This is a genomic window from Actinomyces sp. oral taxon 448 str. F0400 (assembly GCF_000220835.1).
GTDB lineage: Bacteria > Actinomycetota > Actinomycetes > Actinomycetales > Actinomycetaceae > Actinomyces.
In genome coordinates this window covers 373224-397282 of record NZ_GL985606.1, presented here as the reverse complement: position 1 = coordinate 397282, position 24059 = coordinate 373224, and the positions used below count along the sequence as shown (strand labels likewise).

Genomic DNA, 24059 nt, shown 5'->3' with positions numbered 1-24059 from the left:
AGCAGCATCATGAGTACCCCGCGTCCAGCATCGGCCTCCTCGATCACGCCCGGCAACGCGCACCCCAGTGGGCGCTGGGCCGAGGCGGGCCTTCTCGTCGTCTCCCTTCTCATCGGCCTGGGCGGTTTCATCCTGACCGCACTGAACCGCACCGGCTCCTCTCCGGCGCAGATCCTCCAGCTCGGTGGTTCCCTCGTGGCGGTGGCCATCATCGTCCACCTGTGGGTGCGGCGCACCGCTCCATGGGCCGACCCGGTGCTCCTGCCCACGGCGGTGGCTCTCAACGGGCTCGGACTGGCCATGATCCAGCGCCTGGACATGTCGTACGAGCGCATGGGTCAGACGCACGACTACGCCCCCAAGCAGGCCGTGTGGACCGGGATCGGAGTCGTGCTGTTCTGCGTCGTGCTCGTCGTGCGCGACTACCGTCTGCTGCGTCGCTGGGACCGCTGGGCCATGTGGGGCGGCCTGGGCTTCCTGATTCTGCCCTTCGTCCCAGGCCTCGGGCAGAGCGTCAACGGCGCCCAGATCTGGATCCACCTGGGCCCCATGTCCTTCCAGCCGGCTGAGCTGACCAAGGTCTTCCTGGTGGTGTTCTTCGCCTCCTACCTGGTGTCCAATCGCGACAACCTGGCCCTGGCCGGGCGACGCGTGCTCGGCCTGAACCTGCCGCGGGCGCGCCACCTCGTCCCCCTCATGATCGTGTGGGGCGTCAGCATCCTGGTGCTCGTCGCCCAGCGCGACCTGGGCTCCTCGGCGCTGCTGTTCGGCCTGTTCGTCGTCACACTCTACGTCGCCACAGACCGGCCGAGCTGGTTGATCATCGGTGCGCTGCTCTTCCTCCCGGCCGCCTGGTTCGCCGCCACCCACCTGTCCCACGTCCAGCAGCGCATCACCGCGTGGCTCGACGCCATGGACCCCACCGTCTACGACGCGCCCGGCGGCTCCTGGCAGCTGGTGACGGGCCTGTTCGGCATGGCCTCCGGCGGAGTGCTCGGGTCCGGCTGGGGCGAGGGATACCCGAACCTGGTGACCTTCGGCAACTCCGACTTCATCATCGCCTCCATCGGCGAGGAGCTGGGACTGACGGGGACGCTGGCCATCCTCATGCTCTACCTTCTGCTCGTCGAGCGCGGACTGCGCACGGCGATGAGTCTGCGCGACGGATTCGGAAAGCTGCTCGCCGTCGGACTGTCCTTCACGATCGCGCTGCAGGTCTTCGTCGTCGTCGGCGGCGTCACCCGGCTCATCCCCCTGACGGGTCTGACCACGCCGTTCCTCGCATATGGCGGATCCTCCCTCGTGGCGAACTGGATGATCCTGGCTCTGCTCGTGCGACTGTCCGACGCGGCCCGACGCCCGGCGACGACGGCGCCGCGCATCATCGACACCGCCGAGCTACCGACCGGCATCCGCAGGCACGTGCTCGATGCCCGGAACGACCCGGAACCCGCCCCCGCCGACGCGCCCGCCGCATCCGCACAGGGCGCGGCCTACGCCTCCCGGCCCGACGGAACCCCGGTACCGGACCAGCACGCCGCACCCGCGCCCTGGCCCACCGGCGCTTCGCCCAGCACCGCCCCGGCCCCCGGCCGGCACGCCGCACCCGCGCCACCGGAACCCCCGGCGCCGCCGTCCGACAACCAATTCGCCACCACCGTGATCAATCCCGAGGAGGAGCAGGCGTGAACCGGCAGATTCACCAGGTCACCGTCCTCGCCGTCGTCATGTTCCTGGCTCTGTCCGCCTCCGTGACGAGTGTGCAGGGTCTGGCCCGTCCCGCCCTGTGGCAATCCTCCAGCTCTCAGGGCACGTTGATCTCGGACTCCCGCAATTCCCGGACCGTCTACTCCGAATTCGGCACCGATCGCGGCCAGATCATGGTCGGGGACACCACCGTGGCCGACTCCGAGAAGTCCGACGACGCCTACTCCTACCAGCGCACTTACCCGGGCGGGGAGCTCTACGCCCCCCTCACCGGCTACTTCTCCACGACCTTCGCCTCGCTGACGGGGCTTGAACGCGCCGAGAACTCGGTGCTCAACGGCCAGGACCCCACCCTGTTCTCCAGCCGCGTCAAGGCTCTCATCACCGGGGAGACCCAGCAGGGCGGCGCTATCGAACTGACCATCGACTCACAGGTGCAGCAGGCCGCCTGGAACGCCCTGAATGGGCGACGGGGAAGCGTGGTCGCACTCGACCCGTCCACCGGCGCCATCCTGGCCATGGTCTCCTCCCCCTCCTACGACCCCAACCAGCTCGCCTCCCACGACTCGGGCACCGCCCAGTCCGCCTGGAACTCGTTGAGCGCGGATGAGGGCCAGCCCATGGTCAACCGCGCCATTGGAGGCGACCTCTATCCGCCCGGGTCCACTTTCAAGATCCTCACCGTGGCCGCGGCCCTGCGCGACGGAAAGGCCAACGCGGACACCGAGATGGACGCCCCCGACACCCTCACTCTGCCGGGCACGAACCACGCGCTGTCCAACTATGCGGGGGAGTCCTGCGGCAACGGGAAAGTGAAGCTGTCATACGCGTTCGCCGAGTCCTGCAACACCCCCTTCGCGCAGCTGGCCATGGACGTGGGTTACAAGGACCTGTCCTCGGAAGCGGAGGCCTGGGGATTCGACGACTCGCAGTCGATCCCGCTGACGGTCACGCCCTCGAGGTTCCCGGAGACCAACTCGGACGCCGAGACGGCCATGGCCGGCATCGGGCAGGCCTCCGTGCGGGCCACACCGCTCATGATGGCTCAAGTCGCCGGAACTATCGCCAACGGCGGCGACCAGATGAAGCCCTACCTCGTGGCGCAGACGCTCGACTCCGATCTCAACGTGGTGGACACGACTACGCCGAAGGTGGCTCGCACACCCATCTCCTCCCAAACGGCGCAGGCCCTGTCCTCCCTCATGCAGCAGGCCGTCAGCGACGGTACGGGCTCCAGCGCTCAAGTCGCGGGCGTGTCCGTGGCCGGCAAGACCGGTACGGCCGAGACCGGATCGGACGATGGCGGCCCGGTGACGTGGTTCGTCGGCTTCGCGGGGACCGACCTGTCCAAACCCTCGATCGCCCTGGCGATCGTCCTCGACGGCGGGGAGCAGACGGCCGCTACGGGTACCGGCGGCTCGGTTGCCGGCCCCATGGCGGCCAGCATCATCGACGCGGCGGTGGACCAGTGAAACCCGTCGTCGGGCTGGAGCTCCAGGGACGCTACCAACTGGTCGAACGAATGGCGCTGGGCGGCATGGGAGAAGTCTGGCGCGCCACGGATCTGCGCAGTGGGCGAGCGGTCGCCGCCAAGATTCTGCGCCCTGAGCTGGCGGGCGACGAGATCTTCCTCTCGCGTCTGCGGGCCGAGGCGACGAATTCGCGCGGGCTGCGCCACCCCAATCTGGCGATCGTTCTGGACGCCGGCGAGCGCGATGGTTCGGGCTGGATCATCATGGAGCTCGTCCAAGGCCGGGCCCTATCGGACATCCTCAGCGAGAAGGGCACCCTGGCCCCCGCGGAGATCCTGCCGATTCTCGCCCAGGTCGCCCGCGCCCTTCAGGTCGTGCACGATTCCGGCGTCGTCCATCGCGACGTCAAGCCGTCCAATATCCTCATCAACCGGGAGGGTCTGGCTAAGCTCACCGATTTCGGCATCTCCACCGGGGTCAACCAGCGTCCTATGACGGCCACCGGCATGGTCATGGGCACGGCCCAGTATCTCGCTCCCGAGCAGGCGATGGGAAACATGGCCACCGCCGCCGGGGACCTGTACGCGCTCGGCATCATCGCCTATGAGGCCCTCGTCGGTCATCGCCCATTCACGGGCACGACCCAGGTCGACATCGCCTTCGCCCACGTCAACGAGCCCGTACCGCCGTTGCCCGAGTCGGTTCCGGCCGAGGTCCGCGAGGTCGTCATGGATCTGCTCGCCAAGAAGCCGGCGGACCGGCCCGGTTCGGCCCGTGAGGTGGCGCGACGCCTGGACCGGATCGTCGTCAACCTGCCTCCGGACTCCTGGGACCCGCAGCAGGCCCCGACCTGGGCGTCCACGGGACGCTCCGCGAGTCCGGAGAGCATCGACGCCGGCCCGCACCCGCACGATTCACCGGAATCGGCCGGACCCGTGCGAAGACGACGACGGCGCGCGGCTCCCACCGGCCGTGACGGCGGGTCGGGAACCTCGACTCGCGCGATCCCGGCCACCGGTTGTTCGCGCGCCGCAGCCGCCGGGTGGGTCGAGATCCGGGCCCGCTCCACCCGCCACGCCTCGGGACGGAGCCTGTTCGGTCTGTCCGCGGCTCACGTTCGGCTGGCCGTCATCGTCGCCGTCGCAGTCCTCGCTCTTATCGTCATTGTCGCCACTGTAGGTACCCTTACGTCAGCGCAGTCAGGCATGCCGTACGAGCAGGCCGTCATGTCCGTCACCCCACCACAGGAGGCACTGTGACCGATCAGTTCCCCCAGGTCCTCGCAGGCCGCTACGAGGTCCGGGACCTCATCGGGCGTGGCGGCATGGCCGAGGTGCACCTCGGTTATGACAAGCGCCTGTCACGCATCATCGCCATTAAGCTGCTGCGCTCGGACATCGCCGGTGACGTCACCTTCCAGGCGCGCTTCCGCCGCGAGGCCCAATCCGCCGCGGCCCTGAACCACCCAACCATCGTCGCCGTCTACGACTCCGGTGAGGAGGAGCTCACCGACCCCAACGGCTCCGCCCGCTCGGTGCCCTACATCGTCATGGAGTACGTCGAGGGCCATACAGTGCGCGAGCTCCTCGGCGACGGGGAGGCCGTCCCGATCCCGGAAGCCGTCGAGATCACGACGGGCGTGCTGGACGCCCTGGAGTACTCCCACCGTGCGGGCATCGTGCACCGCGACATCAAGCCCGGCAACATCATGCTGACCTCCACCGGCGCCGTGAAGGTCATGGACTTCGGCATCGCACGCGCCATTGAGGACTCCGCTGCGACGGTCACCCAGACGCACGCCGTCGTCGGCACGGCCCAGTACCTCTCCCCGGAGCAGGCGCGCGGAGAGATCGTCGACGCCCGCTCCGACCTGTACTCCACCGGCTGCCTGCTCTACGAGCTGCTCACCGGTCAACCCCCCTTCACAGGGGATTCCGCGGTCGCGATCGCCTACCAGCATGTGCGCGAGATCCCCAAGCCGCCGTCGTCCCTGGCCGCGGACGTGCCCGAGTCCCTCGACCGGGTCGTCCTGAAGTCCCTGGCCAAGGCCCGCGACGACCGCTACCAGGACGCCGCCCACATGCGCGCCGATCTCCTGGCCGCCTCTCGCGGATTGGCCGTGGCCGCCCCGGCCACTGACAGCTGGCAGCAGGGCACCTCGGTTATGAACTCGCCGGCGGCGCCCTCACCGTCCCCTTCGGCACCGGCACCGCCGGCGCCCGTCCCGCAGTCCACCACCCCGGACGAGACCGTTGAGGACACGCCCCGCCGTCGCTGGTGGGTGTGGCTCCTCGCCCTTGCTCTTCTCATCCTGCTGGGCATCGCCATCGGCATGATCTTCTCGAACAGGCTCCCCGGCGGCAATGGCGGTGCTACGTCAACGCCGACGGCGACGGCGACCGCTGCGGTCGTGCCGGATGTGTCGGGCATGTCGCAATCCGATGCCAAGAGCGCCATCGAGAGCGCCGGTCTGGTTTTCGTCAAGGGCGACGACGTCTCCTCCGATACGATCGACGCGGGCCAGGCGGTCTCCTCGGATCCGGGAGCCGGTACATCGGCGCTCCTGGGTACCAGCATCACGGTGAGCTTCTCATCGGGCTCGGCCACGGTTTACGTCCCCGACGTCACGGGGATGAGCCAGTCCGAGGCGCGTAAGACGATCGAGGGCGCGAACCTGTCGTGGGGCGACGTCACCGTCGAGAACCCGTCCGACGGCAGCGTCGACGAGGGCGATGTCATCCGCTCCAGCCCGGCCAAGGGCACCCAGGTGACACGCGGCTCGACCGTATCCGTCGTCGTCTCCTCGGGGCGCACGACGGTGCCCAGCGTCATCGGTATGTCCCTGGAGGACGCGCAGGAGGCCATCAAGGCGGCCGGCCTGAACTCCAACTCGGACACCCAGCAGGCGGAGACCGCCGACCAGTCCCAGGACGACCAGTACATCGTCACGGCCGTCGACCCCGGGGAGAACCAGAGCATCGAGATAGGCAAGTCCGTTTCCCTCAAGGTGACGCACTACGTCTACAAGGCGGCGCCGCCCACGGCCCCTGTGGCGACGCCGTCGTCGAAGACCCCGACCCCCGCTCCGTCCCTCACGCCGGGCGGCGACAAGGGAGACAAGGGAGACAAGGGCGACAAGAAGGACGACGGGCACTGACGGCACTGAGGCGGCACTGGAACTGAAGCGGAGCTTCGGGTCGAGGCGGCGGCCGGAGCGAGCAGGCCATGGCAACCGTGAGCCGTCTTGGGGGCTCCGCTCGCTTCAGCCCTGCCGCGTCTTCGGCGTGCACGCGCACCGCGGCCGTCCGAAAGAAAGTCGGCCGCGGTGCGCATTCTCAGTTTCCTGCGGGGGTCTTGAGCCGATCTCCGTGAGTTCGACGGGTCGGGCGGGCCCTGCTCGAGCCCCTCTCAGACGGTCGCCTCGCCTGAAAGGTTCCATGTCTCGTTGGCCCAGGGGAAGACGACCTCGAACAGGAAGAGTACCGTCAGGGCCGTCAGAGCCAGCGCCTCAATGGCCTTGAACCAGGCCGGGCCGGGCAGATGCCGCCAGATCCATCCGTACATCAGTTGACCTCCGGGTCGCTCAGAACCGAGGCGGGGCGTCCCTCGGATCGGGGCATCCAGTAGGAGAACTTGGCGTGAACAACCCACCGGTGGTCGTTGCCCCATTCGCCGGTGGTCAGGGAGTGGCAGGTCGTCAGAGTCAGGTAGCGCTCCGTGGGCTGGGCGTTCTGGTCGCCCGGCACCGGAGCGATGACGTCGACCTGCGTCGGTTCGACGATTTCGTGCGAACTGACCGTGTAGACGTACCAGGTGTCCTTGGTGGCGACGATGATCTCATCGCCCTCCTCGAGGGTGTCGATCCGCAGGAAGGAATTGCCGTTGGTGCGTCGGTGGCCGGCGAGCGCGAAATTGCCGATTTCGCCGACCTGCTGAGTTTCGGGGTAGTGACCGGCCGCGGCCTGGTCGAGCACGTCGCTACCCGTGCCCTCAAGGATCGGCATGTTGTTGTTGGTCACGCCGTACCACTTGGGAACGACGAGCATGCCGACCGTCTGACCGTAGTCGGCGGGGTCGAACGCCGGTGGTGCGTCGGTGTGCTTGACGCCCTCGACCTTGGGGGACTCCACCTGGGTCTCGTGGAAGGCCGCCGTGTGCGCCTCGGCCTTCTGTCCGGCGGCGATCCCGGTCCACCACAACTGCCAGACCAGGAAAAGAGCGACGACGAGCCCGACGGTGATGAGGAGTTCGCCGAAACCCGACAGAACGCGATCGAGCGCCGAGCGAGGACGGCGCGACCTCGTCTGCTGACGATGGGATGCCATCAAGTCCTCCTGTGGCTTGGGAGTCATGTGCCGTCGGCCAGTCTAGGGGCCGCATCCCCGCATGCGACTCGTGCCTGACGGATCTCACTCCCGTATGCCCTAGGCTAGGTGCGAACCCGGTCGTGGATCCGGGTCCCCAACCGACCCGCCAGTGAGGAGGCCCGCGTGGCCAAGTCGAAGAAGTCCGACCCCAAGCGTTCGGGCAACCCCGCCAAGGCGGCCGCCGCGGAAAAGGAATCACGGGCCGCGGCGAATCGTGTCTCCCGCGTCCCTGTGAAAGTCAGGCGCACCGGCAGCCCCAACTGGTACGCCCCCAGCATGGTGACTCTCATGGTCATCGGGCTGCTGTGGGTCGTCGTGACCTACCTCTTCAAGGGCCAGTACCCGCTGCCGTACTTCACGAAGAGCCACGCCGGCGACTGGCTTCAGAACGGCAACCTTTACGTGGGTTTTCTCATTATGATGCTCGGTTTCCTGGGGCTCCTGCGCTGGAAGTGAGATCGCGGGAGGGACGCGGCCCGTCGCTTGTGGCGTCCTACATCTGCCGCTGAACGGTGTCGGGGTGGGATCCGGTGCGCAGGTTCCGATCCAAGGCGTCGAGCGCCGCCATCTGCTCGTCCGACAGGGTGAAGGAGAACACATCGGCATTGACATGCATGCGTTCAACGTGAGTGGTCTTGGGAATGACGACCAGGCCGTGCTGCAGGTGCCATCGGATAACGACCTGGGCCGGCGCGAGACCGAGCGCGGCCGCGATGTCGACGACGACCGGGTCCTTCAGCAGCCGACCCCGTCCCAGGGGCGACCAGGATTCGGTGACGATGCCGAGGCTGCGATGCACAATCCGCAGCGGCTCCTGGGCGAGGTAGGGGTGAAGTTCGATCTGGTTGACGGCCGGGGTCACACCGGTGGCCTCGATGATCGCGTGTAGATGCTCGGCCTGGAAATTGGATACCCCGATGGCGCGTACCCGCCCCGACTCCAGGATCTCGATCATGGTGCGCCAGGTATCGACCAGGTCGATGCCGGGGGAGTCGGCCAGCGGCCAGTGGACGAGGAAGAGGTCGAGCACGTCCAGACGCAGGTCGCGCATGGTGGCGTCGAAGCTGCGCAGGGCGTCATCGCGCCGGTGATTGGGATTGTCGAGCTTGGAGGTCACCCACAGCCGGTCACGCGGGATCCCCGAGGCGGCGATGGCGGCGCCGACTCCAGCCTCATTGCCGTACATCTGGGCGGTGTCGATATGCCGATAGCCAACTGCGAGAGCATCGGCCACCACGCGTTCGGCCTGATCGACGTCGACCTTGTAGGTGCCCAGGCCCACCTGCGGCATCGTGAGGGGAGCGGACTCGTTGGTTCCCCGAATCAGAGACGTCACAGGTGCGGGAACGGCAGTGTTCATGCTCCCAAGCCTATCCGCCCACGCCCGCGAATGCGGGCCCGTTGAAGAAGACCTGCGACCACAGGTGCGGTCGGTGCGCCCCGCAATGAGGGGAACGGCGCCGACCGCACCCGGTGGCATGCGATGTTACTGGTTGCTTGCCGCCGCCTCGCCGGCAGGAGCGGCGTCTCCCACGGTGACGGCCTCGCCCTCGTCGGAATCGGCCCAGTACTCCTCGGCCCAAGGATCCTCCACGGGCTGGCTGCGGCGCCATACGACGTAGACGGCGCCCGCGGCTGCACCGGCCAGCGTGAGCCAACCGAGCGTCTTGAGGACGGGGTGCTTCTTCTTCACGGGAACCTCCGGAATCTCGAGTGCCGCGTTCTTCGCGGCGGCGGCGATGCGCTGAGCGCGCTCAGTAAGCGTACCCCCGTCGGCGCCGGCCGCGGCCTGAGCGGCGACGGCAGCCCTCTGAGCGGCCGGGGCATAGTCCTCGACCACGCGGGTACGGGCCTCATCCACAACGGGCTGGGCACGGGAGTGAGCCTCCTTGGCGGCCTTGACGACCTCGGCGCGGGCCCGGCCCATGCGGGGCGCCGCCCACTCGGCAGCGCGTTCGGCCCGAACCGCGATGCTCTCGGCGAGGGAGGCGACCTCCTGACGGAGATGGTCGGTGTCGATCTTCTTCTCGAAGGTCTTGCAAGCCATGATGGCCTCCCTGGTCGGAACGATGAGGTCGCTTGGAGCTCATCGTCGCACCAATGGCCCACCCGACCCACGATCCGGGTACTCGTTTTGCCTGGGGTGAACAGGTGAGTCCACAGCCGAGCGTCTCGTCCTCGTCCGTGCCGCGCGTGCGACCATGCAGCCATGGAAGCGACACTGCACACCAACCTCGGCGACATCCGCCTCGAGCTCTTCCCGGAGCAGGCCCCTGAAACCGTCTCGAACTTCGTCGGCCTGGCGACTGGTGAGAAGACCTGGACCGACCCGCGAACGGGCGAGCAGTCCAACGCGCCCCTGTACTCGGGTGTCATCTTCCACCGCGTCATCCCGAACTTCATGATTCAGGGGGGCGATCCCCTGGGTACGGGCACCGGCGGTCCCGGCTACGTCTTCGACGACGAGATCGACCCGTCTTTGGCGTTCACACAGCCCTACATCCTGGCCATGGCCAACGCCGGCCGTCGCCTGGGCAAGGGCACCAACGGCTCCCAGTTCTTCATTACGACGGCGGCCACTGAATGGCTTCAGGGCAAGCACACGATCTTCGGCCAGGTCGCCGACGACGCCTCCCGCCAGGTCGTGGACGCGATCTCCGCAGTGTCGACCGATCCGCACGACCGCCCCCTCGAGGACGTCATCATCGACTCGGTCACCGTCGCGAAGTGACCCGAGCCCGCAAAGCGCGCACCGCTATTGCACAATGCGACGCCGCCGGCCCGCCCGCGGACCGGCGGCGTCGCCGTATCCCTACCCCGATCCTCGATCACCGCCTCCCGCCCCGCTAACCCGTTCCCACCTCTATGGCCCGACAGGAGAAGCCATGACCCAGCCCGCCACCGATCAACCGGCCGAACTTCCGGTGTGTCCTCGTCATCCGGACCGGGTGACCTATGTGCGCTGCCAGCGCTGCGGGCGGCCCGCATGCCCTCAGTGCCAAGTGCCGAGCGCCGTCGGCGTCCACTGCGTCGACTGCGTCCGCAGGGCCAGGTCCTCCCGTCGAGGAGCACGATCCCTACTCGGTGGACGCGCGGTCACCGACGCGCTGGTCACCAAGATCCTCGTGGTCGCCTGCGTGGCCGTCTACCTGATCCAGCTGACCCATCAGCCGCTCGAAAACCGGTTCGCCTTCGTACCGGCGGCAGCGATCAGCGAACCGTGGCGCTTCGTGACGACCGCCTTCCTCCACGCCTCGCTCTGGCATCTGGCCTTCAATATGTGGGCGCTATGGGTACTGGGCAGCGCCCTGGAGCCGGTGCTCGGGCGGTGGCGTTTCGCCGCTCTGTACGTGCTGAGCGCCGTCGGCGGATCGACCATGATCTACTGGCTGGCCTCGCCAGTGACGATGTCCTCATGGTGGGGTCTGACGGTGGGTGCTTCGGGAGCGGTCTTCGGACTGTTCGCAGCACTGTTCATCATTCAGCACCGCTTCGGTCGGGACACATCAGGGATCCTCGGGCTGCTCGCCGTCAACCTGGCCATCTCCTTCATGGGGGAGTACATCTCCTGGCAGGGGCACCTGGGCGGACTCGCGACGGGGGCGCTCATCGCGGCGCTGTACGCGTGGGCGCCTCGGGAGCGGCGCACCGCCTACGGGGTGTGGGGAACCGCGGGCTTAGCGGTACTGCTCGTCGGTCTGATCTGCCTGCGCGCAGCACTCGTGTGAGCGGGGCCCGTGGAACCCGCACCGGTCGAACACTTCTCCACAGGTCTGTCCATAGCTGTGGAACTGGGGAAGCACACGACTGTCATTCATCCACAGCTGTGCGCACACCTGTGGAAAAACAGCGCTGTCGTTCTCCACAGGCCTGCCCACAGGTGGGGAGAGTCCGGCGATGGAGCCGCACGCTCGTCCACCACCGTGAGCACCGGCCCGTGTGTTGCTCTGTCCACCGGTGTGCATCGCTGACGACGGACCTGTGGCTTCCGACCCGCGTGCAGTCCACTGGCGGACGAGACGCATCCGCTCCTTGTTCGACCGCTGCCGACGACCACCCGGCTACCCGTCCGTCCGGCCTCGCTGCTCCACCGGCGCCGAGGCCCACCAGGAAGCGTCCGAACGCCATCGTCGCCGGAGCATCCGGGGCCGGTGGACCCGGTCATCGCGGCGCCATGAAGGAATGGACCGACCGCCGCACCGATGAGAATGAAGGCCCCGCAGCCGACGCGCAGCGACTGCAGGACCCGGAATAGTACGACAATGTCAAAGGGTGGAGCTAACGGGACTCGAACCCGTAACCCCCTGCTTGCAAAGCAGGTGCGCTACCAATTGCGCCATAGCCCCGTGAGTCAGTCGACCGGATCGGTGACCTCGGCCCATGCGGCCCGCTCCGCACGGGCCGCTTCGATCCTCAACCATGCCGCATAGGACACCGCTCCGAGGAACGAGAAAACCGCGGCTACGACGAACTTGTGGTTCCGCATGAACCCTCCTCACGTCCTACCGCGGGCGGTGGGCCTAGCTGGACTCGAACCAGCGACCTCATCCTTATCAGGGATGCGCTCTAACCGACTGAGCTATAGGCCCGATGACGCGGAAGAGGGTATCCCACCGCGTCGATCGCCTTCAAATCAGATCACTCGTCCGCCAGTGTGAGATGAACCCCACCGACGAGCGTCGCCGTCAAGTTGTAGAGGAACGCCATCACTGTGGACAGCGCCGTCGTCAACGCCACGTTCACAACACCGATGATGATGGCCATCGAGACCGCGCGCTTGAAGGCCAGATACTCCACGAGTGCCGAATACGCATTGTTCTCGGACTCCATGATCGTGCTCGCCAGCTCCTTGATGGTGGAGAACACGTGCAGGGCGTCGAGCATGAGCCACACGAAGATCGCCGCGACGACGATCATGATGCCCACGGCCACGCTCAGCATGAAGGAGACCTTCATGATCGACCACGGGTCGACACGGGTCAGCGCCAGGCGCACGCGCCGTGGACCGGCGATCGTCTTGGCGGATTTCTTCCCGTTCCCGGACTTCCCGGCGGCGCTCGGGGACGCGCTGTCTCCCCCCACGGGCGGGAAGGACTCCGACTGACTCATGCCTGAACCTCACTCTCGTCGTCGCCCGAGCCTACCGCCTCAGCCTCCTCCGGCGCAGCGGTGATGGTGGCCGTCTTCGTAGGAACCGCCACGTCAGACTCGGCGAATCCGGCTTCGGACCCCGCAGCGTCGACTGCGAGCTGGTCATCGAACTCACGTTCGGTGCTGCGGGCCACAGCGATGATCCGGTCGCCATCATCAGGCTTGGCGAAAGTCACACCTTGCGTGGTCCGCCCGGTCCGGGAGACTTCGGACACAGCCGAGCGCACCACCTTGCCGGAGGCCATGATGCACATGATCTCGTCACCGGGAACAGTGACGAGCGCGCCCACGAGGTCGCCGCGGGTTTCGACGAGATTGGCGACCTTCACCCCGAGACCACCGCGCCCCTTCACGGGGTAGTCAGTGACGAGCGTGCGCTTGGCATACCCCCCCTCGGTCACGACGAACAGATCGGCGTCGGTCCACCCGGGGTCGACGACGTCCATGGCCAGCAGCGAATCTCCCTGTCGGAAACGCATGCCGGTGACGCCGGAGGTCGCCCGGCCGGTGGGACGCAGAGTCGCGCTATCGGCGGTGAAACGTAGGGACTGCCCCCCACGGGAGACCAGCAGCAGATCCTGACCGGTCGACAGCAGGCCCGCGGAGACGAGTTCGTCGGCGCGTCCCTCCTCATCCTGGCGCAGATTGATGGCGATGACGCCGCCGGAACGGTTGGACTCGTACTCGCTCAGGCGGGTCTTCTTCACCAGACCACGGCGGGTGGCCAGGACGAGGTAGTCGGCCTGGTCGTAGGTCCCCAGCTCCATGACCTGAGCGATCTCCTCGCCCGGCTGGAAGGCCAGCAGGTTGGCCACGTGCTGCCCCTTGGCGTCGCGTCCTCCCTCGGGCAGCTCATAGGCCTTGGCGCGGTAGACCCGACCCAGATTGGTGAAGAAGAGCAGCCAGCGGTGCGTCGTCGTGATGAAGAAGTGGCTGACGACGTCGTCCTCCCGCAAGGCGGCACCCCTGACGCCCTTGCCCCCGCGATGCTGGGAGCGGTAGGCGTCCGTGCGCGTGCGCTTGGCGTAACCGGAACGGGTGATGGTGACGACGACGTCCTCCTCGGGGATGAGGTCCTCCATGCTCATCTCACCGTCGAAGGGCACGATGCGGGTGCGCCGTTCGTCGCCGTACTTCCTCACGATCTCGGCCAGTTCGTCCGAGACAATGCTCCGCTGACGCTGCCGAGAGGCGATGATCTCCCGCAGGTCGGTAACCCTGGCCCGCAGATCCTCGCTCTCCTGCTGGATCTTGAGGCGCTCAAGAGCGGCCAGACGGCGCAGCTGGAGGGAGAGGATCGCCTCCGCCTGGGCCTCATCAACGCCCAGCAGACCCATGAGTCCGCTGCGCGCCTCATCGGTTGTGGGGGAGCGACGGATGAGGGCGATGACGGCGTCCAGCGCGTCAATGGCTTTGAGCAGGCCCTCGAGGATGTGCAAGCGCTCCTCGGCCTTGCGCAGACGATAACGGGAGCGGCGCACGATGACATCGATCTGGTGGGCCACCCAGTGACGCACGAAACCGTCCAAGCTGAGTGTGCGCGGCACACCGTCGACCAGGGCCAGCATGTTCGCCGGGAAGTTGTCCTGAAGCTGGGTGCGCTTGTACAGGTTGTTGAGGACGATCTTGGCGATGGCGTCGCGTTTGAGGACGATGACCAGGCGCTGACCGGTGCGCCCGGACGTCTCATCCCGGATATCGGCGATGCCGCCGATCTGACCGTCGCGCACGAGCTGGGCGATCTTGTCGGCGAGGTTGTCGGGGTTGACCTGGTAGGGCAACTCGGTGACCACCAGGCACTGCCGCCCTTGGATCTCCTCGACGTTGACCACCGCGCGCTGGGTGATCGAGCCGCGGCCGGTGCGGTAGGCGTCCTCGATGCCCCGACGCCCCAGAACAGTGGCGCCGGTGGGAAAATCGGGACCGGGAATGCGTTCGATGAGCGCTTCCAGGAGCTCCTCACGGGAGGCGTCCGGATGCTCGAGGAACCACTGCACTCCCGAGGCGACCTCACGCAGGTTGTGCGGGGGGATGCGCGTAGCCATGCCCACCGCAATGCCCTCCGAGCCGTTGACCAACAGATTCGGGAAGCGGGACGGCAGGATGATCGGTTCCTGGTTCTTCCCGTCGTAATTGTCCTGGAAATCGACGCTCTCCTCGTCGATGTCACGAACCATCTCCATGGCCAGGGGCGCCATCTTGCACTCCGTGTACCGCGGGGCGGCCGGCCCCAGGTTGCCGGGAGTGCCGAAATTGCCCTGCCCGGACACGAGCGGGTAGCGCAGGGACCACCACTGCACCAGACGAGCCAGAGCGTCGTAGATCGCGACGTCGCCGTGAGGATGGTAATTGCCCATGACCTCGCCGACCACGCGGGAGGACTTGGAGAACGAGGCGGCGGGACGATAACCGCCGTCGTACATGGCGTACAGGACGCGACGATGGACGGGCTTGAGGCCGTCGCGCACGTCAGGCAGAGCGCGTCCCACGATGACGCTCATGGCGTAGTCGAGGTAGGAGCGCTGCATCTCCATCTGGAGATCGACCGGCTGGATGCGGTTGCCGGTCGGTCCGAGCTCGGTAGTGATCTCGTCGCTCAACGTCGTTCCTTCTCGTTCCCTGGGTTGTCGTGAAGCAGCGGGTGCGTCCATCCGGCGGCGGGTGGAAGCGGACCGGTGCGCTCATCCGGCGGTCCGACCCGCTCAGATATCGAGGAAGCGCACGTCCGCAGCATTGCGCTGAATGAAGGAGCGCCGCTGCTCGACGTCGTCTCCCATGAGAATGGAGAAGGTCTCGTCGGCGTCGGCCGCCTCATCAAGAGTGACCTGCTTGAGGATCCGATGGGTTGGATCCATGGTCGTCTCCCACAACTCGTGATCATTCATCTCCCCCAGACCCTTGTAGCGCTGGATGCCGCCGTCCTTGGGAAGTCGGTGGCCCGCCTCAGCCCCCGCCTTGAGCATCTGGTCGCGCTCGAGGTCGGAGTAGGCGAACTCGTGATCGGCATTGGTCCATTTAAGACGGTACAGCGGCGGCATGGCGATATAGGTGTGCCCTTGCTCGATCAGCGGCCGCATGTAGCGGAACAGCAGAGTCAGCAGGAGGGTGGCGATGTGCTGCCCATCGACGTCGGCGTCGGCCATGATGACGATCTTGCCATAGCGCAGCTTGGTCAGATCGAAGTCCTCGCCGATACCCGTGCCGAAGGCCGTGATGAGGCTGCGGATCGTATCGGAGGACAGGGCCCGATCCAGCCGCGCCTTCTCGACATTGAGGATCTTGCCGCGAATCGGCATGATCGCCTGGTGCTCTGGATCGCGTCCGCCGACGGCGCTTCCGCCGGCGGAGTCGCCCTCAACGATGAAGATCTCGCACCGGTCGGCATCGCGGGATGAGCAGTCGCGCAACTTGCCCGGCATGGAGGCCGACTCCAGGACTCCTTTGCGACGCGTCGCCTCGCGAGCCTTGCGCGCGGCCAGTCGCGCAGCAGCCGCCTGCGCGGCCTTGGTGACGACCGCTTTGGCATCAGCCGGGTGAGAGTCGAACCAGTCGCCGAGCTGGGCGTAAACGGTCTGCTGAACGAAGGTGCGCGCCTCAGTATTGCCGAGCTTGGTCTTGGTCTGACCCTCGAACTGCGGCTCGGAGAGCTTGACGGAGATGACAGCGGTCAGACCCTCGCGGATGTCATCACCAGTGAGATTGTCATCCCTGTCCTTGAGCAAACCCTTCTCACGAGCATACTTATTGACCAGAGTGGTCAACGCCGTGCGAAATCCCTCCTCATGGGTGCCGCCCTCGGTGGTGTTGATCGTATTGGCATAGGTGTGGACCGACTCTGAATAAGCGCTGGTCCACTGCATGGCGATCTCAAGGCTGATCCCGTGGGTGGGGTCAAGTTGCTGCTCGGCTTCGAAATCGATGATCTCGGGATGGACGAGCTCGACCTTCTTGGACTTGTTGAGGAAGGCGACGTAATCGCGCAGCCCGTGCTCGTAGTAATAACTGACGCTGCGGCCGGACGCGCCCTGCGCGATGTCCGTCGTCGGCTGATCGGAGCCGGCGATCTCATCGCCGGCCTCGGGAAGCTCGCGCTCATCAGTCAGCGTGATGCGCAGGCCCTTGTTGAGGAAGGCCATCTGCTGGAAGCGCCGACGCAGCGTCTCGTAGTCGAAGTCGACCGTTTCGAAGACTGCGGGATCGGGGTAGAAGACCTGGGTGGTGCCGGTCTCGGTAGTCTCCTCGCCCTTGATGAGCGACGTCGTGGGACGGCCGCCGTCCGCGAAGGACATGCGCCAGACGTGACCCTGCCGGCGGACCTCGGTATTCACACGGGTCGACAGGGCATTGACCACCGAGACGCCAACGCCGTGCAGACCGCCCGAGACCGCATATCCACCGCCTCCGAATTTGCCACCGGCGTGCAAGATCGTCATGACGACCTCGACGGTGGGCTTGTGCTCGGTCGGGTGCTCGTCGACGGGGATGCCCCGGCCGTTGTCGACGACCCTCAGACCGCCGTCGGCCAGAACGGTGACTTCGATGTGGTCGCAGAAACCCGCAAGGGCCTCATCCACGGCGTTGTCGACAACCTCGTACACCAGGTGGTGGAGGCCCCGCTCACCGGTGGAGCCGATATACATTCCGGGCCGCTTACGGACGGCTTCGAGCCCTTTGAGGACGGTGATGTCGGAAGCGCCGTAGCCGGCGGTTCCCCGGCCGACCTCACGACCGACGTCCTGACCGGCAACTCGACCGGCAACGGACGCGCTGGTAGTCACAGGCTGGTCCTGGTCAGACACGTGTCAGCTGCTCCTCGTTCTATGCGCCGAGCGGCACCGACCCTTCTGGACGCCGACTGGCGGGCTCGGTCCCGCGGCGTGTAGGTGGGTACCTGCAATCAGCCCAGGGCGCGCCATGGGCATTTCAATGATGATCCTACCGTGAATAACCGGAGAAGCCCTCGTCAGACATCGTTTGTCGGACGTGTGCAGCATCACTCGCTATGATCGTGCGTGCCCGTCCCGAGCCGGTCGAGAGTCGTCACCCATAGGTGTCCCGCGGACCACGCCCGCCCCGGGCCCCGCCGAAACGACCGTGTCGCCACAGCGGACCGGCCGGCCCCAGAACCCGGATCTCGACGGCGCCGCCGTTAGAACCCAGAGCCTCGACCACCCGCCGCTCGATCGTGGGCAGAAGCAGACGCAACTGCTGAGCCCAGGCGCTGGAGGAGGCTCGCAACGTCAACCGGCCCGGCTCGAAACTCTCAATGGCCGCATGCCCGGCGATCTGCGGTCCGACGATCCGCTCCCACCGCACCGACACCGAGGCGACGGCCAGGTGGCCCGCCCAGCCGTGCGTCTCGGCGTACCGGCGCAGGTCCCCCTTACCGGTACGCGGGTCGAACCGCGTCGGTCCGGGTCGGTCGCGTCCCGGCGGCAACCCTGGTCCGCGATCGGTCGGATCCTTCTGCGTCCCCGGGCTCCTCCCCCCGTGCGGACGGCGGGCGTCCCAGACGGCCACGCCGTCCCGGTCGACAGCCTGCTGCGACAACTTCTTCCGCATCTCGCCCGCGTCCCACGCATGGCCCCGCTCGCGAGCCAGCACCCGCAGCGCCAGGGCGTCCCCGTCCTCAGCCACGGCTCACCCGGGAGCCGGAGACGCGCAAGCGCGCCCCGGCCAGTTCGTCCGGCACGTCCTCATCCACCGCCGCCGTGAGCAGCGTCTGCTGAGCCTCGGAGACGACGCCGACCAGTGCCGTCCGACGCCGGGCATCCAACGAGGCGAAAACGTCGTCGAGAATGAGCACCGGCTCTCCGTCGCCCCCGTAGGCGTCGACGTCATGCCGCAGCATCTCGTAGGAGGCCAATCGCAGTGCCAGCGCCAACGACCACTGCTCCCCGTGTGAGGCGAATCCCCGAGCAGGCAGGGCATCCAGGAAGAGCGCGAGATCGTCGCGGTGCGCTCCCACCAGGTTGGTTCCACGATCAATCTCGCGCTCGCGCAGCTGCGTCATAGCCGACTCCAGGCGCGCAGCCGTGGCGGCGGCATCGGCAAGACCGGCCTCGGCGGCATCCCGCGCCGCTTCGTCGGCGAGATCGGACTGCGACCCGCCCTCATGATCCAGCAGGCTCGACCGGTAGGCGAGGCGGGCCACCGACCGCCCCTCGCTGACCCTTTCATAAGAAGCCGCCACCCACGGACGCATCCGAATCACGACGTCGATACGTGCGGCGATGAGCCGGGCCGCCGCCGCCGCGAGCTGAGCGTCCCACACCTCCAGGGTGGAGATCATCGAGGCCGGCACGCCTCCCGAGCGGCGCGCGACACGAGCCGATTTCAGCAGACTGGAGCGCTGAGCGAGGATCTTGTCGTGCTCGGCGCGCACTCCAGCGAGCGACGGGCGTAGCGCCACGGCGAGGTCGTCGAGGAACCGACGCCGTATCCCCGGCTCCTCGCGAACCAGGGCCAGGTCCTCGGGCGCGAAGACGACGGTCCGCAGCATGCCCAGCAGCTCGCGCGGACGAACGCCCCCCCGATTGAGCCGGGCGCGATTGGCCTTGCCCGCGACGATCTCGATCTCCAGGACGCTGGGGCGCTCGCCGTGGAGGACCCTAGCCCTCACGACGGCGCCGGCGGGCTGGGGCTCGCCCGGAGCACCGCGCCGCACCAGCGCCGTATCGGCGCCCGTCCGGTGACTCGAAAGGGTCGACAGGTAGGCGACCGCTTCGATGAGATTGGTCTTCCCCTGCCCGTTGGGCCCGATGAGGGCGGTGGGCCCGGGGTCGAGGGCGAGAACGAGCTCGTCGTAGGAGCGGAAGTCGTTGAGTGCCAGGTCCGAAACGTACACGGACGCGCATCCGCCCCCTCAGGCGCCGAAGCGGATCGGCATGATGAGGTAGCGGAAGGAGGCGTCCTCCTCTCCGCCGATGGCACTCATGCCGGTCAGCACCGCAGGCTTGGACGGGTGAGTGAAATCGAACATGACGTAGGGCTGCGTAATCGCGCCGAGGCCGTCGAGCAGATAGCCGGGGTTGAAGGCGGTGGTGATGTCATCGCCCTCCACATAAGTCATGAGCTGCTCGGACGCCTGGGCGTCGTCCCCCTGCCCGGCGTTCAGGGCCAGGTTGCCGTCGGTGAATGCCATGTGGATCGGGGTGGAGCGGTCCGCCACGAGGCTGACGCGACGCACCGCATCCATGAGTTCCTCACGACTGACGGTGGCGTGGATCGTCGTCGTCTCGGGGAATAGACGCAGCACCGGCGGATAATCACCGTCCGTGAGCAGACTCGTCGTGCGTCGTCCCCCGGCCTCGAAGCCGATGAGGCTGGAGGACGACGAACCGGGCTCGGTCAGGGCGAGCGTCACGTCTCCGGCCGAGGTCAGCGACTTGGCGACGTCGGACAGAGTGCGCGCTTTGAGCAGCGCATGGGTGGACAGGCCTGCATTCTGCGGCGTCCACGTCATCTTCCGCACCGCCAGGCGATACCGGTCGGTGGCCATGAGAGTCAGCGACTCGCCGTCAACCTCCATTTGCACGCTGGTGAGCAGCGGGAGAGTGTCATCGCGCGAGGCCGCGATCGAGACTTGACCGACGGCCTGGGCCAGATCGTGGGCGTCGACGGTACCGGCCGCCCCGGGCATCACCGGCAGCGCGGGGTAGTCGTCGGCCGCCATGGCTGCCAGGGAGAAGTGTGCCGCGCCGCACGAGACGGCCACCTTCGTGCCCTCGACCTCCACGTCCACCGGTTTGGGGGGCAGAGCTTTGGCGATATCCGCCAGCAGACGGCCCGAGACGAGGACGACGCCCTCGTCCTCAACGTCTGCGGCGACTTCGCAGCGCGCCGAGACTTCGTAGTCGAAGGAGGCGAGGATGAGCGTGGCTGGGGAGGCCTCCAGGCGCACTCCTGCCAGGACGGGGACGGGGGGGCGCGCGGGCACCGATCGGGCGGTCCAGGTCACGGCCTCGGCCAGGACGTCGCGGTCGACCCGGAGCTTCATGTGGGTGCCTCCTTGATGTGAGTGCGTGGCTGTGGCCCCGGTCAGGGGCGGACCACCCGAGTGGAGTCTAGACGTATGAGTGTAGGACGCGTCCATGTCCGGCCGGATGGGATGCGCGGGGGCGTCGGCGCCCTGCGCGGGCTGTGCGGGATGAGCGTGGAGTGATGAGGGTAGTAGGGGTGTTAGGAGGTGTGGGTTCTGGGGATAAGCCCGATGGGGCCCGGCATCGTGCGAGTCGGAGGTGTGGAACGACAGAAGAGTGGTTCGGTGGAGCCGGCCGGCCGGTGGTGGTTTCCTCCTGCGGGCCTCGGGCGGAGTCCACATGAGCGAGTCCTGCCGTCCACATGGCTGGACGAGTTGTCCACCACAGCTCGCAGGTCCCTCCCCAGGGCGACGCGTCGCGTCAGCGGGGGGCCTGGGAGGCTTGCTTGATACGGGCGGTGATCTCCTGGACCTGGTTGTAGGTGTCGCGCCGTTCGGCCATCTGCGTGCTGATCTTCCGGCTCGCGCTCATGACCGTCGTGTGGTCCTTGCCGCCGAACTCCTTGCCGATCTTGGTGGTCGACATCTCGATGAGCTCGCGACACAGGTACATGGCGATGTGACGGGCGTGCACCATCGTCTGAGCCCTGTCCTTGGAGCGCAGGTCCTCGATGGTCAGGCCGAAGAAGTCGGCGGTCTGCGTCATGACCATGGCGGCTGTGATCTCGCCGCCGCCGGAGTTGGAGATGATGTCCTTGAGCACCATCTCCGCCAAGGTCTGGTCGATGGGCTGGTCGGTCAGGGACGCGAAGGCCGTGACGCGGATGAGAGCTCCTTCCAGCTCGCGGATGTTGGTGGTGACCCGGCCGGCGATGTACTCCAGGACGGGCATGGGCAGGTCCACGCCTTCGGCGCGAGCCTTGTTGCGCAGGATCGCGGTGCGGGTCTCCAGGGTCGGGGGTTGGACGTCGACGGTCAGGCCGGACTCGAAGCGCGAGAGCAGGCGCTTCTCGAAGCCTCTGAGATCCTTGGGCGGCAGGTCGGAGGTCAGCACGACCTGCTTGTTGGCCATGTAGAGGGTGTTGAAGGTGTGGAAGAACTCTTCGAGGGTTTGCTCCTTGCCGCCGAGGAACTGGACGTCGTCGACCAGGAGAATGTCGACATCGCGGTAGCGGCGCTTGAAGTCGTTCATCTTGCCCTCGGCGACCGAGGCGATGAAGTCGGAGACGAACTCCTCGGAGGAGACGTACTTGATGATCATGTCCCGATACAAGGAGCGTGCGTGGTTGCCGATCGCGTGGAGCAGGTGGGTCTTGCCCAGTCCCGAGCCCCCGTAGATGAACAGCGGATTGTAGCCGCCGGTGCTGCGGTCGGGGTCGGCGTCCCCGGGCTGCTCGGCCACCTTGAGTGCAGCGGCGAAGGCGAATCGGTTGGAGTCGCCCATGACGTAGTTGTCGAAGGAGTAGCGGGGGTTCAGGCGTGAGCTCTTGTCGAAGGTCTGAGGGCTCTCCGGGCGCGCGAAGGCGGCGGCCGGGTTGGTCACGTAGGTCGGTGTGGTGGATTGCATGCTCGTGGAACCGTCGGCTGTCGTGCTCATCGATGCTTCGGCGATGTGCGGGCGTGCGCGTACGACAGGCTCGGCGGGCGTGACCGGTTCGGAGCGTGCAATGGGCCCGCTGGTGCTGGCGAAGGATGAGGACTGATCGGGAGCGGGCTGGGCCGGGGGGCGGCTGGAGGAGATCGTCGGTATGGGCGCTCCGGCCTCCAACGAGGTGTCGACGGTCACTTCGAAGGGGATCTCCCGGCCCCAGACCTGCGCCAGAGCCCGACTGATGGCGGTGCGCGCCTCCTCGACTTTGCTCTTGGTGAAGGGTGAGCCGGCGACGAGCACGAGGGTGCCGTCGACGTCGATCACGCGCGTCATTCGGATGATGGAGAGCTTGCCCGTGCTCAGTTCGGCGGACTCGGCGAGGACCTCGAGGACGGATTGCCACCTGGTCGTTGTGTCGTCTGGCACGGTGCGCTCCTGACGGATGGGGAATGCGAGAGGTTCACATCATGGGTTTTTTCCACAGGGTTGTCCACACCTGTGGCTCCCCACAGGTCTGTCCCCGGGCGAGGAGAGGGGCGCCTCGGCGTCGACGAGGAAGGTGGCGCGCGTCATGACGCGTTCCGACTCACGGATCGGGCGGCTCGGTCGAAGGACGTCCACATGTGGTCTCCCGGATGAGTCAACAGGGTGGGGAGCGGCCTCTGTGAGCGGGTGACGACGGCGTGTCAGGGCTCTCACCAAGGGTGGTGCAGGACCGTTTGACCGCGCCGAAAAGCGGGCCGTATGGTGGTGCGGACGTTCGTATGGAGTCACGTCCCGGTCCATGGGGCAGCCAGTGCGAGCGACCGTGCCGCGATCCCCGTGATGCATGGTTCCGATCATCCGACCAGGAGTACACACGTGACTAAGCGGACCTTCCAGCCGAACAACCGTCGTCGTGCCAAGGTGCACGGTTTCCGCAAGCGCATGTCCACCCGCGCCGGCCGTGCGGTTCTCGCCTCGCGCCGCCGCAAGGGCCGTGCGCGTCTTGCCGCCTGAGGTGCTTCCGAAGGCGCACCGGATGCTGCGGAGCGAAGATTTCTTCACCGCGGTTCGGTCCGGTGCGCGCAGCGGCAGTCGCAGGCTGGTCATCCACTACAGCGCTGGCGGGGCTGGAGAGACGGCTCCGGCCCTCGTCGGCGTTGTTGTGCCGAAGAAGCAGATTTCCCGTGCTGCTCATCGTAACCGGGTCAAGCGCCGTGTCCGCGCCCTCATGAGTGAGCGAGTAGCAGATGTCGAGCCCGGGGCGCGCATCGTCGTACGCGGTCTAGCCGCCTCCGACGGCGCTACCAGCGCCGAGCTTGGGGCTGATCTCGATCGTCTGCTCGCCCGCAGTCGGCGGGCGAGCCTTCAGAGCAGACAGCGCTGAGCATTCCGGAGGAAACCGTAGGTGAGTGGACAGCAGACGAATGAGCCGGTGAGTCGCGCTCGGACCGTGCGGGTGGTGCTCGCGCCCGTGCGCTTCTATCGGAGGAGGATCTCACCGATGCTGCCGCGCCGGTGCCGTTATTACCCGACCTGCTCCGCCTACACCGTCGAGGCCGTGCGCGTCCACGGACCGCTCAAGGGAGTTCTGCTGGCGTTCTGGCGGCTCGTGCGGTGCAATCCTCTGACCCTCGGCGGCGTCGACCACGTTCCCGATCCGGGCCGGTGGCGCTACCCCTACCGTCATGATGTTCCCCGTTTCGAGCTTGGTCGGGCCACCGATTGACCCGGACGAGACCGGGCCGGATGTACCGGCCAGCGTGACCCGCGGTGCGGGTGCTCACCACGCCTGAAAGCAAGGAGTG

General features: G+C 67.1%; 22 protein-coding genes and 2 tRNA genes. 10 read left to right on the top strand and 14 right to left on the bottom strand.

Annotation, left to right across the window (positions count from 1 at the left end; translation table 11 throughout):
- Positions 1-9: 9 nt before the first annotated feature.
- Genes HMPREF9062_RS01750 through pknB form a run of 4 tightly spaced genes read left to right on the top strand, consistent with a single transcriptional unit; the run spans position 10 to position 6336 of the window.
- Positions 10-1689, top strand: coding sequence for an FtsW/RodA/SpoVE family cell cycle protein (locus HMPREF9062_RS01750; RefSeq protein WP_034254481.1), 1680 nt, complete (start codon positions 10-12; stop codon positions 1687-1689).
- Positions 1686-3179, top strand: coding sequence for a peptidoglycan D,D-transpeptidase FtsI family protein (locus HMPREF9062_RS01745; RefSeq protein WP_009748283.1), 1494 nt, complete (start codon positions 1686-1688; stop codon positions 3177-3179). The genes HMPREF9062_RS01750 and HMPREF9062_RS01745 overlap by 4 nt, the downstream gene beginning before the upstream one ends.
- Positions 3176-4438 (top strand): serine/threonine-protein kinase, encoded by a 1263-nt coding sequence (locus tag HMPREF9062_RS01740; RefSeq protein ID WP_009748282.1) that lies wholly within the window; start codon positions 3176-3178, stop codon positions 4436-4438. The genes HMPREF9062_RS01745 and HMPREF9062_RS01740 overlap by 4 nt, the downstream gene beginning before the upstream one ends.
- Positions 4435-6336, top strand: a complete 1902-nt coding sequence (pknB, locus tag HMPREF9062_RS01735; RefSeq protein ID WP_009748281.1) for a Stk1 family PASTA domain-containing Ser/Thr kinase — start codon at positions 4435-4437, stop codon at positions 6334-6336. The genes HMPREF9062_RS01740 and pknB overlap by 4 nt, the downstream gene beginning before the upstream one ends.
- 251 nt (positions 6337-6587) lie before the next feature.
- On the opposite strand, the gene HMPREF9062_RS13070 is transcribed toward pknB, so the two are convergent.
- Both HMPREF9062_RS13070 and HMPREF9062_RS01725 read right to left on the bottom strand, forming a co-directional pair.
- Complete coding sequence (locus HMPREF9062_RS13070) at positions 6588-6743, bottom strand: hypothetical protein (protein ID WP_009748280.1); 156 nt, start codon at positions 6741-6743, stop codon at positions 6588-6590.
- A complete protein-coding gene (locus HMPREF9062_RS01725; RefSeq protein WP_034253516.1) occupies positions 6743-7504 on the bottom strand; it encodes a class E sortase in 762 nt (253 codons plus the stop codon). The genes HMPREF9062_RS13070 and HMPREF9062_RS01725 overlap by 1 nt, the downstream gene beginning before the upstream one ends.
- A 165-nt stretch (positions 7505-7669) precedes the next feature.
- On the opposite strand from HMPREF9062_RS01725, the gene HMPREF9062_RS01720 reads away from it, so the two are divergent.
- Positions 7670-8002: a cell division protein CrgA gene (locus tag HMPREF9062_RS01720; RefSeq protein WP_009748278.1), complete on the top strand. Its 333-nt coding sequence runs from the start codon at positions 7670-7672 to the stop codon at positions 8000-8002.
- A gap of 37 nt (positions 8003-8039) precedes the next feature.
- Here the strand turns inward: HMPREF9062_RS01720 and HMPREF9062_RS01715 are convergent, their stop codons facing one another.
- Both HMPREF9062_RS01715 and HMPREF9062_RS01710 read right to left on the bottom strand, forming a co-directional pair.
- Entirely contained in the window at positions 8040-8906 is an 867-nt protein-coding gene (locus HMPREF9062_RS01715) for an aldo/keto reductase (protein ID WP_009748277.1), read from the bottom strand.
- Between the two features lie 126 nt (positions 8907-9032).
- Positions 9033-9593 (bottom strand): hypothetical protein, encoded by a 561-nt coding sequence (locus HMPREF9062_RS01710; RefSeq protein WP_009748276.1) that lies wholly within the window; start codon positions 9591-9593, stop codon positions 9033-9035.
- 162 nt (positions 9594-9755) lie between these two features.
- Here HMPREF9062_RS01710 and HMPREF9062_RS01705 point away from each other — a divergent pair, with 162 nt between their 5' ends.
- Both HMPREF9062_RS01705 and HMPREF9062_RS01700 read left to right on the top strand, forming a co-directional pair.
- A complete protein-coding gene (locus tag HMPREF9062_RS01705) occupies positions 9756-10277 on the top strand; it encodes a peptidylprolyl isomerase (RefSeq protein ID WP_009748275.1) in 522 nt (173 codons plus the stop codon).
- Positions 10278-10431: 154 nt separating this feature from the next.
- Positions 10432-11274, top strand: coding sequence for a rhomboid family intramembrane serine protease (locus tag HMPREF9062_RS01700; RefSeq protein WP_009748274.1), 843 nt, complete (start codon positions 10432-10434; stop codon positions 11272-11274).
- A gap of 545 nt (positions 11275-11819) precedes the next feature.
- On the opposite strand, the gene HMPREF9062_RS01695 is transcribed toward HMPREF9062_RS01700, so the two are convergent.
- The 10 genes from HMPREF9062_RS01695 to dnaA form a co-directional block, all read right to left on the bottom strand.
- Positions 11820-11892 (bottom strand) — tRNA-Ala (locus tag HMPREF9062_RS01695).
- Positions 11893-11897: 5 nt separating this feature from the next.
- Complete coding sequence (locus HMPREF9062_RS13190) at positions 11898-12032, bottom strand: DLW-39 family protein (RefSeq protein ID WP_009748272.1); 135 nt, start codon at positions 12030-12032, stop codon at positions 11898-11900.
- 29 nt (positions 12033-12061) lie between these two features.
- Positions 12062-12135, bottom strand: a tRNA-Ile gene (locus HMPREF9062_RS01690).
- A 49-nt stretch (positions 12136-12184) separates the two neighbouring features.
- Positions 12185-12655 (bottom strand): DUF3566 domain-containing protein, encoded by a 471-nt coding sequence (locus tag HMPREF9062_RS01685; protein WP_009748271.1) that lies wholly within the window; start codon positions 12653-12655, stop codon positions 12185-12187.
- The gene (gene gyrA / locus HMPREF9062_RS01680) at positions 12652-15297 is read right to left on the bottom strand and encodes a DNA gyrase subunit A (protein WP_009748270.1); all 2646 of its coding nucleotides are present in this window, start codon (positions 15295-15297) and stop codon (positions 12652-12654) included. Before gyrA ends, HMPREF9062_RS01685 begins: the two co-directional genes overlap by 4 nt.
- A 102-nt stretch (positions 15298-15399) precedes the next feature.
- Positions 15400-17496, bottom strand: a complete 2097-nt coding sequence (gyrB, locus tag HMPREF9062_RS01675; protein ID WP_034253513.1) for a DNA topoisomerase (ATP-hydrolyzing) subunit B — start codon at positions 17494-17496, stop codon at positions 15400-15402.
- Positions 17497-17737: 241 nt separating this feature from the next.
- Positions 17738-18334 carry a DUF721 domain-containing protein gene (locus HMPREF9062_RS01670; RefSeq protein WP_009748268.1) on the bottom strand — a complete coding sequence of 199 codons (597 nt, stop codon included), beginning with the start codon at positions 18332-18334 and terminating at the stop codon, positions 17738-17740.
- Positions 18327-19544 carry a DNA replication/repair protein RecF gene (gene recF / locus HMPREF9062_RS01665; RefSeq protein WP_009748267.1) on the bottom strand — a complete coding sequence of 406 codons (1218 nt, stop codon included), beginning with the start codon at positions 19542-19544 and terminating at the stop codon, positions 18327-18329. The genes HMPREF9062_RS01670 and recF overlap by 8 nt, the downstream gene beginning before the upstream one ends.
- 18 nt (positions 19545-19562) lie before the next feature.
- Complete coding sequence (dnaN, locus tag HMPREF9062_RS01660) at positions 19563-20696, bottom strand: DNA polymerase III subunit beta (protein ID WP_009748266.1); 1134 nt, start codon at positions 20694-20696, stop codon at positions 19563-19565.
- A 403-nt stretch (positions 20697-21099) separates the two neighbouring features.
- Positions 21100-22695 carry a chromosomal replication initiator protein DnaA gene (gene dnaA / locus HMPREF9062_RS01655; protein WP_009748264.1) on the bottom strand — a complete coding sequence of 532 codons (1596 nt, stop codon included), beginning with the start codon at positions 22693-22695 and terminating at the stop codon, positions 21100-21102.
- A gap of 435 nt (positions 22696-23130) precedes the next feature.
- Between dnaA and rpmH the strand changes: the two genes are divergently transcribed.
- The 3 genes from rpmH to yidD are packed head-to-tail and all read left to right on the top strand — an operon-like array spanning position 23131 to position 23980.
- The gene (gene rpmH / locus HMPREF9062_RS01650) at positions 23131-23268 is read left to right on the top strand and encodes a 50S ribosomal protein L34 (protein WP_009748263.1); all 138 of its coding nucleotides are present in this window, start codon (positions 23131-23133) and stop codon (positions 23266-23268) included.
- Between the two features lies 1 nt (position 23269).
- Complete coding sequence (rnpA, locus tag HMPREF9062_RS12340; protein WP_083820075.1) at positions 23270-23638, top strand: ribonuclease P protein component; 369 nt, start codon at positions 23270-23272, stop codon at positions 23636-23638.
- 21 nt (positions 23639-23659) lie between these two features.
- Positions 23660-23980, top strand: coding sequence for a membrane protein insertion efficiency factor YidD (gene yidD / locus HMPREF9062_RS01645; protein WP_009748261.1), 321 nt, complete (start codon positions 23660-23662; stop codon positions 23978-23980).
- Positions 23981-24059: the final 79 nt, after the last annotated feature.